Below are 14221 nucleotides of genomic sequence, written 5' to 3' on the forward strand. Positions count from 1 at the left end.
GTTAATAACAGATAAATTTATAACAAAAATGAGCAGAATTTATTCTTCTGCTCATTTTTGCCTCTTTATATTTTGAGGATGGACGATACTAGGACGTACCTTCAAACTAGAAATAGATGGGCGAATTAAAATTTTCACCAATGCTTCCCAATCAAATGGAAGAAACGGCCAAAGGTATGGTGTTTGTAAACTTCTAATGGATGTTAAAAATAAAATTAACAATGTCATTCCGACAACAAATCCTATTTCTTGAAACAAAGCGGTACATAGGATAAGGAATAATTTACCTATTTTATTTCCTAATCCCAATTCATAACTTGGCGTTGCATATGATCCAATCATAGAAATGGCAGTATATAAAATGACTTCTGGTACAAACAGACCGACATTAATTGCAATTTGACCAATTAATATAGCGGAAATTAACCCTGCTGCTGACGACAGCGGCGTTGGTGTATGGATCGATGCCATCCTCAGAAATTCCAGCCCTACTTCTGATAAAATAATCTGCAAGGCGATTGGTATATTGGTCACTTTATTCGGCCCAATAAACGCTAGCTTGTCTGGTAATAAAGCAGGATCCATTACAAACGCAAGCCAAAGTGGCAATAAGAACAGCGAAAATACAACTCCTACAAAACGAACCCACCGCAAAAATGTTCCAACGGCAGGATTTTGCCGAAATTCCTCTGCATGCTGTACATGATGAAAATATGTTGTCGGTGTAATAATTGCACTAGGAGAAGTATCTGTCAGGAGTAAAACATGTCCTTCTAACAAATGGTTCGCTGCGACATCTGGTCTTTCTGTATAGCGAATAAGCGGAAAAGGATTATACCCTTGTTTCACAAGAAACTCCTCAATTGTTTTATCTGCCATTGTGACACCATCGATTTGAATATTTTCTATCTCTTGCTTTATTATTTTTACTAAATCAGGATTCGCAATATCTTGTATATATGCGATACAAAGATCTGTGTGTGACCGCTCTCCTACTCGGATAATTTCATGTCGCAAACGAGGATCACGAATGCGTCTTCGAATAAGAGCTGTGTTTACAATAATATTTTCAACAAATCCATCGCGCGCACCTCTAACGACTTTCTCCGTATCCGGCTCTGTTGGGGTTCGTCCTGGATAGCTACGAACATCGATTACAAACGCTTCTGTCTCTCCCTCAACAAAAATAACGATTAAGCCTGATAAAACTTGCAATATGACATCATCCATCGTCTTTACTTTACTTACTTGCTGATGAATCAGACGATTTTCTAACAACTTTACTGTACCTTCTCCATACCTTTGTATTTCATTCGTATCAATAGCCTCTTCGAGAATGTGTATGATATAGTTTGTGTCACATAAACCATTCACAAATAAAACACCAATTTCTTTATCTAGAATATGAAATTTACGAATCCCCACATCAAAGGTAACGCCAAGTCCAACTGTTTGCTTCAAATAATTTTCATTGTCACTTAAAAATGAAGAAATTGGTATATTAGTCTTTTTTGTTTTGGTCATAAAACCCACTCCTTTCCAAAATTAATTGAATTGCTTGCTTTGTAATTGGCGACCCACGTTTCCAGTCATCATTGCCGTACATTTTTCCAATATCACCGATTCCAACAATAATAGGAACATGTAATTCATCTAAACAGTAAACAGTATCACCGTTAATTCTTCCTATTTCAACATCCGCCAAACCAAATTTATCAACGCCATACTCAGTTAATCGTCCTTCTCGATCGACGCTTACATCAACACGTGCCCATTCCCAATGATGCGTATTCGAAGCAACCGCTAACACGCCAAGCACATCAATTTGTTTGTTCGTTGCCACATATTTTAATGCTTTTTCTCCTGATCCTTCCCCAATAAATCCACTATCATCAAACATAACAAAAACAGGGTCATGTGGTGTTTGCATGATAAGCTCAACAATCTTTCTCCCTGTTAATTTCGTTGGATTACTTTGCGATGCCGAAATACATCGTCCCCCAAACTCCTTTGCCAGTAACTCGATTGTTCGCTGCGCATATTCATCTCCATCTGTCACCAAAATAACCCTTCTTCTCATCTTATTTATCCTTTCGGTTTAAAAATAAGTGCTGCTAAAAATGCAAACAAAATCGCTGCTGAAATTCCAACAGATGTTAACTTAAACATTCCCATTCCAATCCCAAGATAACCATACTTTTCTGCCGCTTCCATTGCCCCGTGCAATAAAGAATGACCAAAACCTGAAATCGGGACAGTCGCTCCCGCCCCTGCAAACTGAATCAGTCTGTCATAAATACCAAAACCATCCAAAACAGCACCAACTACTACAAAAATCGCCATAACATGTGCAGGTGTTAATTTCGTAAAATCTAACAGGAGTTGTCCGACAACACAAATTGCTCCTCCAACTAAAAACGCATATATAAATTCCACATATTACACCCCTTTTATCCCGCATTAACGGGCAGTAAGCACCCACCTCCAGATTGAGAGAAAAACGAAGAAGATAGGTGGGGGATAACTGCCCGTAAAAACCCGATTGGTTCAACTAACCATAATTTTGGGATGAAGCCCCAAAAATTATGGAAGTTTCACTTTATTCTTTCAAATACGATACCGTGTGCAATCGTTGGAATCGATTCTTTTTGTTGAATCATAATCGGACTTAATAAAGCACCTGTTGCGACGACAAAAATTCGCTCGAAATTCCCCTTTTCCATTTCTTTCATTAAATGTCCATATGTTACAACTGCGGAACAAGCACAGCCACTTCCTCCCGCAAATACTTGCTGGTCATCTCTATAAATCATTAAACCGCAATCATTATAAACATTCCCTAGATCATAACCCTCATCTAACAAAAGCTGCCGCGCAATTGGTGTTCCAACTCCCGATAAATCACCAGTTACAATCAAATCGTAATCGGCAGCACTTCGATTTAAATCTTCAAAATGCTGCCTAATTGTATGAGCTGCAGCAGGAGCCATTGCAGAGCCCATATCAAACGGATCTGTTATACCTAAATCTTGAACTTTTCCAATAGTTGCTGATGTGACTTTAATTGCACTTCTTTCACGACTAATTAAAGCTGTGCCAGCTCCTGTAACGGTAAATGTCGCTGTAGTTGGCTTTTGTCCTCCATACTCTGTTGGATAACGAAATTGCCGTTCAGCGGTGGCATTATGACTACTCACTGTTGCTAACACGCGATTTGCAAATCCACCATCAATAAATGCTGCGCCAACAGCTAACGTCTCCATCGACGTGGAACACGCTCCAAACATGCCTAAAAATGGGATTGCAAGCTCTCTTGCAACATAATTTGCCGTAACTGTTTGATTTAATAAATCTCCAGCTAAAAAAAAATCAATATCAGATGCTTGCATCTTTTTTTTTCGTAATGCTTGTTGAATCGATTCTCTCATTAACCTTCTTTCCGCTAACTCCCAGCTCTTTTCTCCGCAATGCAAATCATCATATGTAATATCAAAACTATCTCCAAGCGGCCCCTTTGCCTCATCCGGTCCAACAGCCGTCCCCGTCGCATTCACATATACATCGTTTTGAAATAGCCACGTTTGCTTCCCAGTTAATCTCATCTACCTTCTCCTTTACTTACATTAACTGAAACTTCCTTCATTGGAGGAGCTTCCATGTATACCGAATGAGACCTACAACATACGCCCCAACAACACCAAATACAATTACACTTCCAGCAATCTTGAACATATTTGTGGCAATCCCTAGAACAATCCCTTCGCTACGATGTTCCATTGCTGCACTCACCATTGAATTTGCAAATCCAGTTACTGGAATTACTGCCCCAGCTCCTGCAAATTGTCCAAGTTTATCATATACACCAAGTCCTGTTAAAATGGCCGACAGTAATATTAGTGTTGTGATTGCGGGATTTCCCGCATTTTTCTCCGTAAAATCAAAATAGTGTATATACATCTTCATCAAAGCCTCTCCTAATGTACAAATAAGTCCTCCCACAACAAAAGCCTTTATACAATTCATCATATAGTTAGGTTTTGGATGATACGCTTTCACATTATTCGTATAATCGTCTTTTAATTTATGCAGTGCCACTGACATACCTCCTATTTCACAAAGTAAATCCAATGAAATAAAGATCCTACTACCTTACCAAGAACAAGTGCGATAAGAAGAATAACAATTTTCCCATCAACCCCAACACGTTTTGCCAATATTGGAAGTACATTCAGCACTTCTGTTAAAGCAGCAGCAAGCATTCCGATAAATGTGCCGCATAACAAGCCAAGAAGCAAAAGCCAATATGGTGAAGCAAGCAATGTAACATCCCGTAAACTGCACCACGTACCGCCTAGTGCACCGCTCACAACAGCCCATTCATAAAATTGCACACGATGATTACTTTTCGTTAACTGAGCAAGCCTTGGAATCACACCTAATACAGTTAAAAATGCAACATATCCTCCTCCAACAGCAATGCCACCAGAAAATCCAATAAAGATTACCCCAATATATTCAATCATTTTGGATGTTCTTTATCATTTCTTTATTTTCACTCATCATTACATATTGATCGAGAGATTGTTGGTATTGGAACATTTCAACTTCTAATGGGCTTGGCTCCTCATTAATACGCTTTTGAAATACGTGATTAAAAAAAAGAATCATTCCAAGTCCAAGTCCTAACGAATATGGAATTTGAAATAAAAGCGGCTTTTTGTTACTTTCTCCTGTAATCATGTAATACAAACGTTGATGCACTTGCTGCATACTAACATCTTCATGAAAATAAATAATTGCAAGAGCCGCTCCTACAAACAGTAATAACCACACCATTCCAAAAAAAACTGGATTTACTTGTTTTTTTTCATATACAATTTCAACAATCGTTTGTGCTGAACCGAGCAAATTAATTTCTAAACTGCTAGAATACTGCCGAATACTCTGAATCACTTTCATCACATCAATTACAACATGCGTTTTATCTTTCTTTGTAATTTTGTAAATAACCTGTCGTTTTATCTCATCTACAATATGTGACTCTCCAACTACTTGTGCAACGTCACCAATTTTAATCTCATAAGCAGGCGACACTTGCAGACGATTCCTCATCTTTACATATATCGTTTGCTCCATTCCAATCACCTCTTAACTATTCCTCGTAGTTGTAGTATGGATATTGGAAATTTTTCTAATACAACTTTTTTAAAATAAAAAACGAATAGACTATTCGCCTATTCGTTCCTTCATTTGCTTTAATATTTTCTTTTCTAGCCTTGATACTTGCACTTGAGAGATCCCTAGACGATCTGCTACTTCCGATTGTGTCTGGTCTTTATAATACCGCAAATATACAATCAATCGTTCACGCTCATCTAATTCACGAATTGCTTCTTTTAACGCAATCTTATCAAACCACTTTGTTTCAGAACGATCCGCAATTTGGTCTAAAATAGTAATAGGATCACCATCATTTTCATACACCGTTTCATGTATCGACGACGGTGTTCGACTTGCTTCTTGCGCCATTACAACTTCTTCTGGTGTTAATTGTAACGCGTCTGCTATTTCGGTAATTGTCGGTGCACGGCCATATTCTTTTGATAATTCATCTTTCACTTTACGAATTTTATTTCCTGTTTCTTTTAAAGAACGACTTACCTTCACTGTTCCATCATCACGTAAAAAACGTTGAATTTCTCCAATAATCATTGGAACTGCATATGTTGAAAACTTTACATCAAAAGATAGATCAAATTTGTCGACAGACTTTAGCAACCCAATACAGCCAATTTGAAACAAGTCTTCCGGCTCATAACCGCGATTTAAAAAGCGTTGTACAACGGACCAAACAAGCCTCATATTATTTTGTATAATTAAATCTCTCGCTCCTTGGTCGCCCTGTTGACTTCTTTTAATTAATTCTTTTAATTCCTGATCCTTTAACTGCCCTTTTCCTTTTCCTTTTTCGTTTCTGATCTCTATGTCCATAGGCAATTCTCCTTAATTGCATAGAGCGTTGCTTTTTGATAGATACTTCGTCAAATGGATCGTTGTCCCGAAAGATTCATTAGAAATAACCTCTACTTCGTCCATAAAATTTTCCATAATGGTAAATCCCATTCCAGAACGCTCTAATTCGGGTTTTGTTGTAAAAAGGGGTTGCCTTGCCTCATCTAAATCTAGAATTCCAATCCCTTCATCACGAATTGTTAACTTTACCATACCATCTTCCAAAATAACCGTAATATACACCACGCCATCTTGATTCCCTTCATATCCATGGATAATGGCATTCGTTACTGCCTCAGACACAACAGTTTTCACTTCCGTTAACTCTTCCATCGTTGGATCAAGCTGCGCGATAAAAGCAGCAACTGTAACGCGAGCAAACGATTCATTTTGACTTAACGCTGAAAATTGAAGGTTCATTTCATTTCTCATCTATGCCACCCCCAATGTCGCGAGCGCATGCGCTTCATTTTCTTCTAAACGAATAATTTTAAATAGCCCTGACATCTCAAATAAGCGCTTTACAGCAGGAGAAATTGCACAAACAACCATTTCGCCGCCTAAGCTTTTGACATGTTTATATCTTCCTAATACAACACCAAGGCCAGAACTATCCATAAATGCTAATTGCTCTAGGTTTAAAATAATATGATGAACATGATGCGTCTCAATCATATCAGTTACTTTCGCTCGCAACTCTTCGGCAGTATGATGATCTAGTTCGCCTGCTAAACGAACACATAAGACGTCACGCTTTACTTCTAAATGGATGGAAAGACTCACTCTATTTCCTCCTTACATTCAAAATTCGCGTATACACGCAAAATATATAAGAAGTTTTTCTCTAAAATAAATGTAGAATCCTTCCACCTGACAAAAGAAGTACTATTTCGTCATAAAAAGAACCTTCAAGAACTATCTCTCACTATCGAAATCACAGTAAAATGAACAAAAGAGAAAGCGGCAACTATATTGCCGCTATTTCGATGTCGAAAACATCCCAAAACTTCGTTTAAATAACTCCCACCAACTCGCTGCTGCCACATCTTCTTTGGCAACAATGGTTTGTTTGAGTAGCACTTCATTACCTTTTTTTATAACAAGTGTACCTAAGGCATCTCCTTTTTTAATTGGAGCTTTCACCTTCTCCTCAGCAACTACCTCTTTTTTAATATTCTTCATTGTTTCTCCTTTTTTCATTAGAAGAGAAACATTTTCAGAAGCTACTAAGTCCACTGTTTCTTTTTTTCCTTTTCCTACTTTTACCGTTTGAATTTTTTCCCCTCTTGTAAACATCTTTTTCGTCATATATTGACTAAATGCATAATCCAGAAGCTTTGTTACTTCTGCATTTCGTTCCTTTGATGTTGGAGAGCCCATAATGACAGAAATAACACGCATCCCATTTCGTTCTGCTGATGCTGTTAAACAATATTTTGCTTCTGTTGTAAACCCTGTTTTCACACCGTCAACACCTGGATAGAAACGAACAAGCTTATTTGTATTTACAAGCCAAAATTTCTTATCCGTATCTTCACGTAAATAATCTTCATATTTCCCTGTATATTTACGGATTAATGGATATTTCATCAATTCCTTTGCCATAACTGCCATGTCATATGCCGTTGAATAATGATCTTTTGCCGGAAGACCTGTTGGATTTTGAAAATGAGTATTTTTTAGTCCTAAATCTTTTGCTTTTTTATTCATCCTATCTACAAATCCTTCTTCTGATCCAGCGATGTGTTCAGCAACGGCAACTGATGCGTCATTTCCAGATGCAATGGCAATTCCTTTTAACATTTCATCAACTGACATTTCTTCACCAGGCTCAAGGAAAATTTGTGAACCTCCCATAGAAGCTGCGTGTTCACTCGCTCTTACTTTATCTGTCAGTTTTAATTTTCCTTTTTCAATTTGTTCCATAATGAGCAACATGGTCATAATTTTTGTCATACTAGCAGGCGGCAACTTTTCATTTGGATTTTTTTCAAATAAAACCTTCCCTGTATCCTGCTCAATCACAATTGCTGACGATGCTTGTTCCGCCAATTTCGGTTTTGTTTCCGCTTCCACTTCTTTTTTCTCAGATTGTGCAAAACCAACTGGAACAGCGGAAAGCAATAACATGAAACAAACAAGTATTCCTATTAATCGCTTCATGACTAACCCTCCATTCTATATCACACCTATTTTTTCCAAACGGAGGGTTTTTATACCATAATTTTCTAAAAATACAGTTGACAAGTTATCATGTACTATATATTGTATTAAGTGTATTACAACTATTAGTACACTCATACTTTTATTCAGAAAGGAGACTTTGCTCTTGCACATTCAACTAGATCCAAGAAGCAACACTCCGATATGGGAACAAATTGTTCATAATGTTAAAGAGCTAATTCTAAAAGGGATGCTCGAACCTAACGATAAACTCCCTTCCGTTCGTGAACTTGCCTCTTCACTTGTAATTAATCCAAACACAGTGAGTAAGGCTTATCAAGAATTAGAGCGACAAGGAATTATTGAAACGCTGCGTGGTAAAGGGACATTCGTCTCGCAATCCATTACTCCCGCACAAGATGAAAGGAAAATTGCTATGGTAGAAAAACAATTCCATCAATTGTTACTAGAAGCTTCGTATCTTGGTATTTCAAAAGAAAAAATTCATGATTGGATTGATTCATACTATAAAGAATTAGGAGGAAATACGCATGTTAAAAGTGACGAACGTAAAGAAAACAATTGATAATCAAACGATATTAGAAGATATTTCATTTACTTTAAAAAAGGGGAGCATTGCCGGATTACTCGGAAGAAATGGAGCCGGAAAAACAACACTATTACGTACACTCGTTGGGATTTTAACTCCAGATGAAGGAACCGTTACATATAACGACGTTGACGTGCACAAGCATCCTGAAGTAAAACAAACAGTTGTATACGTTCCAGACTCTACAAATGTATTAAGCGGATACACAGTAAAAGAAATCGTAAAATTTTACAAAGCAGTCTATCATAATTTCAATGCAGACTATTTCTATGAGTTACTTGAGCGTTTTAACTTACCAGACAAACGCATTCGTAGCTACTCCCGCGGAATGAAAGCACTATTGGCAATGATCTTAGCCTTTTCTACTGGCGTAGAATACATAATTTTAGATGAGCCAACAAACGGACTTGATCCAATTGTAAAAAGACAAATCTTGCAATTTTTAATTGAAGAAGTAGCAGAACGTGAAATTACCATTCTCATTTCGACACATCACTTAGATGAAATTGAAAAAATCGCAGACACAGTCATCATTTTAAAAGATCATACCATTGCATCAATTACAGCTTTAGACGATACAAAATCGCGATATGCAAAAATTCAAGTCGCTTATGAACGTTCACTACCACAAAAACTAGAAAACTTAAGTAATGTGAAAGTATTACAACAAACCGGAAAAGTATACACCGTTTTAATCGAGGGCAATGTAGCAACTACGTTAGAAAAATTTCATAAAGAGCAGCCGCTCTTATTAGAAGAATTGCCAATGTCACTTGAGGATGTATTTGTTACGGCTTTTGAGGAGGGGTCACATGTTTCATAAAGGGTTGTGGATGCGGACATTTAAACAGGGGAAATATATACTTCTACTCTTTTGGTTAAGTAGTTTGTATAAACTTCCTTATGAATATTATAGTGCTGCACAATCAGAGTTTAGACAATCAAAAATGAAATGGGATGATCATGTATATTATTATTCCTATCATTTCCAATTAGATGAACCTGTCCTGATACAAGGCATTGCGCTCATCGCACTTGCTTGTGTTTTAATTGGATGGGAACGCAACAATCAATCAGTGGATTTTCTTTTCTCTATGCCTTTTAAGCGAAAAGATATTTTTCTAACAAAATGGTTGTTTGGCATTGTCAATATTATAACCGTAAATTTTATTTGCTGGATTAGTATGTGGGGAATTAAAAAAGCATCTTTTCATAATGCTTATCAAGATTTTAGTCCGTTTCATACTTATTTTATCTACCTAACAATTGTGCTAATTGCTATCTATACATTTTCCTTATTCATTGGAACAATTACTGGAAATATTTTTTCACAAGGCACTTTAACTGCGGTCATTTTATATCTTCCTTATGGTTTAATTTTATTGGTATCTGGATTTATTTTTGTTCATACTGGAGGGGCAACCGAGGATCGATATAAAATTGAGAGTAAAACTAGATATTACTTAGAACAAGTAAGCATCATTGCACCGTTCCATGAATTTCATATTAGTTACAGCTACCATCCTGAAATGACATTTGATCGTGACGGTCATAAAATCTCGGAATCACCTACCGTAGACCCTATGGAGAAAATATCGATTCCACCTGTTTGGAAATTGCTGAACCCATTCGTTTATATCATTCTATTTTTACCATTAGCGATCATTTTATATACACGCTCTCCTAATGAACAAAACGGAAAAATTCTATTGTTTCCACGGCTACAGAAATGGTTTATTGGCTGTACAGTCCTTTGCTTTGCATTACTCGCGGGGCGAACATTTGGAATAAGTGCTTTATGGATTTACTATATAACCTTTTTGGGAGCAGGAATTATTAGTTATATAATTTTAACACGCTTGCTAAAATGGAAATTCTCTTTCGGCGGAAGATAATACTATTTATTAAGAATATACGTATAAATCGAGGTGAATGCCATGTTCCATAAAGCACTATGGATGCGAAACTGGAAACAAGGAAAATATATTATATTGCTATTCTTTCTTAGTTGTCTCTACTTTTTCCCATATAAATATTATCAAGCAGCAGAGCAACAACTTAATTCTTATCATAAACGTCACACAGAAGGAAATTTTTATTATGAATATACTTTTTATTCCTCTAATAGTTTTTGGATAGCCTTTATTGTAATTATTTTAGGATGTCTTTTAATCGGATGGGAACGTAGAAATCAATCTGAAGATATGCTTATGGCAATGCCGTTTAAGCGACGTGATATTTTCTTATCAAAATGGCTCTTTGGAGTGATTCATATTGTAGGTTCTTTTTTCATAAGTTGGATACTTATGTATCTCATTTATAAATCAACCATTCACTTTCAATATCAATCATTTTATCCATTTCATCGATACTTTTCATATGCAGTTGTTTCTTATGTTGCAATCTATACAGCTACCTTATGTATTGGATCATCTACAAGGAACGTTATTTCACAAGGTATTTTTAGCACTACTTTTCTAGTTATGGGGTGTGGCGTATTTTCACTAGGATTCTCTTTTCTAACTACTCATTGGAATGTAATAGATCATAGCAATTCCCAGAAAAGATTTGATGTCATTTATGAATTCAATCAAAAAGCAAGTATTTCCGCTCCTATAAACAAATTTACTATTGATTACAATTATGATCCAAGAAATCGTCGTACCGATGATACTGAAAATACGCTAAAAGGTCCTGCATTTCATCAATATTATTCTGCCAAAGCAATGCTGGTTCCTGTCTTTTATACAATTTGTTGCTTTCTACTTGGCACATTCCTTTTTACACGGACACGAAATGAAAATAATATGAAAATCTTTCTTTTTCAAAAGCACCGCTTGCTATGGATATGGGGAATTACACTTTACTTTGCTTTAATAGGCGGACGGTTATATAATCCTTTTGGCTTATTATTGAATTACTACGCCGGCTTCTTTTTATTTGGAAGCATCACTTATTTCATACTATCTCGTGTTACTAAATATAAAATTTTTTAAAGGAGCGATCCTATGTTTCAAAAAGCATTGTGGCTTCAAACATATAAGCAAAGTAAATATATCGTATGGTTATTTTGGCTCGTTAACTTCTATCTACTATCGTGCAGATATTATTTGGCAGCTTTAGAACAACTAAACTATTTCCACGATAATATGAAATGGAATTATCGTTTTCATTACCACTATATTTTTCCTGAAGAAACTATAGTAATACAGGGTGCACTTGTTATTGTTTTAGGTTGTGTACTCATTGGCTGGGATCGTCACAATCAATCAATCGACCTCCTTTGGTCGATGCCATTCAAGCGAACACATATCTTTCTTACAAAATGGCTGTTTGGTGTATGTAATATTATTAGTGTTCTAGCATTGAACTGGGGAATTTTCGCTATTTTGAAAAAAACAACTTTTCATAATAAGTATCAAATATTTTCACCATTTCACTATTATTTTCTATACGCAGCCATTGTACTCATTGCAATCTATACGTTCACACTATGTCTCGGAACAATTGCTGGAAATATCGTATCACAAGGCTTTTTAACTGCAATTGCTCTTCTTTTACCATTCGTATTGCCTATTTTAATTACTGGATTCATTTCTGTTCATACCAATAATTCGTATACTAACACTTATGAACAAGAAAATGCATATATGAATAAAGCTGAAAAACTTACTGTCTTTTCACCTATGATACATTTTCAAATTTATTTTAATTACGATCCACAGTCTGCCTATACTGATACAACAGGAAAACGAATCACTGAGCCTAACTTTAGTTCTATTCCGTCTCTCTGGACATTAATAAGCCCTATTGTATATACACTGATCTTATTACCATTAAGTACGTATTTATATGTTCGGTCACCTAACGAACAAAACGGAAAAATACTACTTTTTCCAAAGCTACAAAAGCTCTTTATCGTTTGTACGGTAACGTGCTTTGCCTTACTTGGTGCTCGTTTACTAGGAGGAATCAATTCGTTGGTAAGCTATTACATCGGTTTTTTAGGCACAGGAGTTATCACTTACCTCATTCTATCTCGTCTGTTAAAATGGAAATTTTCTTTCGTAGGAAGATAGCGATACTATTCTAACCAATACAAATATACTTATTAATTGAGGTGAATTATATGTTCCATAAAGCATTATGGATGCGAAACTGGAAGCAAGGGAAATATGTCATTGCGTTATTCTGGCTCAGTACCTTATATCTCTTACCATATGGATATTTTAGAGACGCACTGCACAGAGCTCAGTACTTACGCGAAACAACGAATACTTATTATTCCTATCATTTGAACGGAGATAGTCCTACATTTTTCCCTACCTTGCTTTTAATTGGATTAGCAGTCATATTAATAGGTTGGGAGCGTCATAATCAAACAAATGATTTTTTATGGTCTATGCCATTTAAACGGTCACACATATTTTTATCAAAATGGGTGTTTGGTACCGTTCATATTATCAGTACACTAAGCGTAAATTGGATTCTTATGTATATTGTCTACAACACAACGATACACGCCGATTATCAATCATTTACACCGTTTCATCTATACTTTGTCTATACAATCTTGACATTAATTGCAGTTTATACACTAGCTCTTTTTATCGGAACCATTACAGGAAATATTGTTTCACAAGGTGCGCTAAGTTATATTTTAATGGTTTTACCTATTTACATTTTTCAGCTTGCGTTCCCTTTCTTTGTATTACATGTTGATTTATCAGAAAAAGAATATGACAATGCCCATCGTAAAGGTTCCATGTATATAGAAAATACAAGTACATTAGCTCCTCTTACCTATTTTAGCATTAACTATGACTATCAACCGCAAAGAGAAGCTATACAAGATGAATACGGAGGTGTACATGCGGGGCCTGCTTATCATCATATCCCGTCTGCTTGGACACTACTGAGCCCTACAATTTATATACTCATTTGTCTTCCATTAGGAGCTTATTTATATATACGTTCACCGAATGAGCATAACGGAAAGATATTACTATATCAACAACTTCAAATCTATTTTTCAATATGTACTTCCATTTGTTTCGGACTTCTTGGCAGCGAAGTTTTCACTGATGGCAGTAAATCAATCCCACTTCACTATATGTATTTTATAGGATTTGGCATTTTGACATATGCCATTTTACAACGGATGTTAAAACATAAACTTTCTTTATATGCAAAATAGCCCCCCGTCAGGAGGCTATTTTCAGAATGTCGAAGAACAAACTTGTCTCTATACACTTCCCTCTCTTCCCTCCTCTTTACAATTGAAAGAGGAGTTTTCATATGCACTATGTAAAACAGAATCTAAAAAATTGAGCTACACTTCGTTTTCGGCGCGGGCCTGGCATAGATTTAACCTACCAAAAAACAGAAGAAGAAAAGACGGTCTACAATGTGATCACCCTTTATAGTAAAATATAA

17 protein-coding genes are annotated in these 14221 nt (G+C 36.1%); 6 read left to right on the forward strand and 11 right to left on the reverse strand.

Features of this window, described 5'->3' with window-relative positions:
• Window positions 1-51: 51 nt before the first annotated feature.
• The 11 genes from PLX19_RS22825 to PLX19_RS22875 all read right to left on the reverse strand — a co-directional run bounded on the left by PLX19_RS22825 (window position 52) and on the right by PLX19_RS22875 (window position 8175).
• The gene (locus tag PLX19_RS22825) at window positions 52-1524 is read right to left on the reverse strand and encodes a spore germination protein (RefSeq protein ID WP_272191140.1); all 1473 of its coding nucleotides are present in this window, start codon (window positions 1522-1524) and stop codon (window positions 52-54) included.
• A complete protein-coding gene (locus PLX19_RS22830) occupies window positions 1502-2080 on the reverse strand; it encodes a stage V sporulation protein AE (RefSeq protein WP_272191141.1) in 579 nt (192 codons plus the stop codon). The genes PLX19_RS22825 and PLX19_RS22830 overlap by 23 nt, the downstream gene beginning before the upstream one ends.
• A 5-nt stretch (window positions 2081-2085) precedes the next feature.
• Window positions 2086-2436: a stage V sporulation protein AE gene (gene spoVAE, locus PLX19_RS22835; protein ID WP_272191142.1), complete on the reverse strand. Its 351-nt coding sequence runs from the start codon at window positions 2434-2436 to the stop codon at window positions 2086-2088.
• A 158-nt stretch (window positions 2437-2594) separates the two neighbouring features.
• The gene (gene spoVAD, locus PLX19_RS22840; RefSeq protein WP_272191143.1) at window positions 2595-3602 is read right to left on the reverse strand and encodes a stage V sporulation protein AD; all 1008 of its coding nucleotides are present in this window, start codon (window positions 3600-3602) and stop codon (window positions 2595-2597) included.
• Window positions 3603-3639: 37 nt separating this feature from the next.
• The gene (gene spoVAC / locus PLX19_RS22845) at window positions 3640-4095 is read right to left on the reverse strand and encodes a stage V sporulation protein AC (protein WP_272191144.1); all 456 of its coding nucleotides are present in this window, start codon (window positions 4093-4095) and stop codon (window positions 3640-3642) included.
• Window positions 4096-4106: 11 nt separating this feature from the next.
• A complete protein-coding gene (locus PLX19_RS22850) occupies window positions 4107-4523 on the reverse strand; it encodes a stage V sporulation protein AB (protein ID WP_272191145.1) in 417 nt (138 codons plus the stop codon).
• Complete coding sequence (locus tag PLX19_RS22855) at window positions 4516-5136, reverse strand: stage V sporulation protein AA (RefSeq protein ID WP_272191146.1); 621 nt, start codon at window positions 5134-5136, stop codon at window positions 4516-4518. The genes PLX19_RS22850 and PLX19_RS22855 overlap by 8 nt, the downstream gene beginning before the upstream one ends.
• Window positions 5137-5226: 90 nt before the next feature.
• Window positions 5227-5991 carry an RNA polymerase sporulation sigma factor SigF gene (sigF, locus tag PLX19_RS22860; RefSeq protein WP_272191147.1) on the reverse strand — a complete coding sequence of 255 codons (765 nt, stop codon included), beginning with the start codon at window positions 5989-5991 and terminating at the stop codon, window positions 5227-5229.
• Window positions 5992-6003: 12 nt separating this feature from the next.
• Window positions 6004-6444 carry an anti-sigma F factor gene (spoIIAB, locus tag PLX19_RS22865; protein WP_272191148.1) on the reverse strand — a complete coding sequence of 147 codons (441 nt, stop codon included), beginning with the start codon at window positions 6442-6444 and terminating at the stop codon, window positions 6004-6006.
• A complete protein-coding gene (spoIIAA, locus tag PLX19_RS22870; protein ID WP_098914605.1) occupies window positions 6445-6795 on the reverse strand; it encodes an anti-sigma F factor antagonist in 351 nt (116 codons plus the stop codon). It lies immediately after the preceding gene.
• A gap of 195 nt (window positions 6796-6990) precedes the next feature.
• The gene (locus PLX19_RS22875; protein WP_272191149.1) at window positions 6991-8175 is read right to left on the reverse strand and encodes a D-alanyl-D-alanine carboxypeptidase family protein; all 1185 of its coding nucleotides are present in this window, start codon (window positions 8173-8175) and stop codon (window positions 6991-6993) included.
• A 166-nt stretch (window positions 8176-8341) separates the two neighbouring features.
• On the opposite strand from PLX19_RS22875, the gene PLX19_RS22880 reads away from it, so the two are divergent.
• The 6 genes from PLX19_RS22880 to PLX19_RS22905 are packed head-to-tail and all read left to right on the forward strand — an operon-like array spanning window position 8342 to window position 13982.
• On the forward strand, window positions 8342-8761 hold the full coding sequence (locus PLX19_RS22880; protein ID WP_272191150.1) for a GntR family transcriptional regulator: 420 nt from the start codon (window positions 8342-8344) through the stop codon (window positions 8759-8761).
• Window positions 8727-9608 (forward strand): ABC transporter ATP-binding protein, encoded by an 882-nt coding sequence (locus tag PLX19_RS22885; protein WP_272191151.1) that lies wholly within the window; start codon window positions 8727-8729, stop codon window positions 9606-9608. The genes PLX19_RS22880 and PLX19_RS22885 overlap by 35 nt, the downstream gene beginning before the upstream one ends.
• Entirely contained in the window at window positions 9598-10680 is a 1083-nt protein-coding gene (locus PLX19_RS22890; RefSeq protein ID WP_272191152.1) for an ABC transporter permease subunit, read from the forward strand. Before PLX19_RS22885 ends, PLX19_RS22890 begins: the two co-directional genes overlap by 11 nt.
• A gap of 42 nt (window positions 10681-10722) precedes the next feature.
• The gene (locus PLX19_RS22895) at window positions 10723-11781 is read left to right on the forward strand and encodes an ABC transporter permease subunit (RefSeq protein ID WP_272191153.1); all 1059 of its coding nucleotides are present in this window, start codon (window positions 10723-10725) and stop codon (window positions 11779-11781) included.
• A 12-nt stretch (window positions 11782-11793) separates the two neighbouring features.
• Window positions 11794-12864, forward strand: coding sequence for an ABC transporter permease (locus PLX19_RS22900; protein ID WP_272191155.1), 1071 nt, complete (start codon window positions 11794-11796; stop codon window positions 12862-12864).
• 50 nt (window positions 12865-12914) lie between these two features.
• Window positions 12915-13982, forward strand: a complete 1068-nt coding sequence (locus PLX19_RS22905) for an ABC transporter permease (protein WP_272191157.1) — start codon at window positions 12915-12917, stop codon at window positions 13980-13982.
• The last annotated feature ends 239 nt before the right edge of the window (window positions 13983-14221 follow it).

It is taken from the genome of Bacillus sp. BP-3 (genome assembly GCF_028401955.1).
Classification (GTDB): domain Bacteria; phylum Bacillota; class Bacilli; order Bacillales; family Bacillaceae_G; genus Bacillus_A.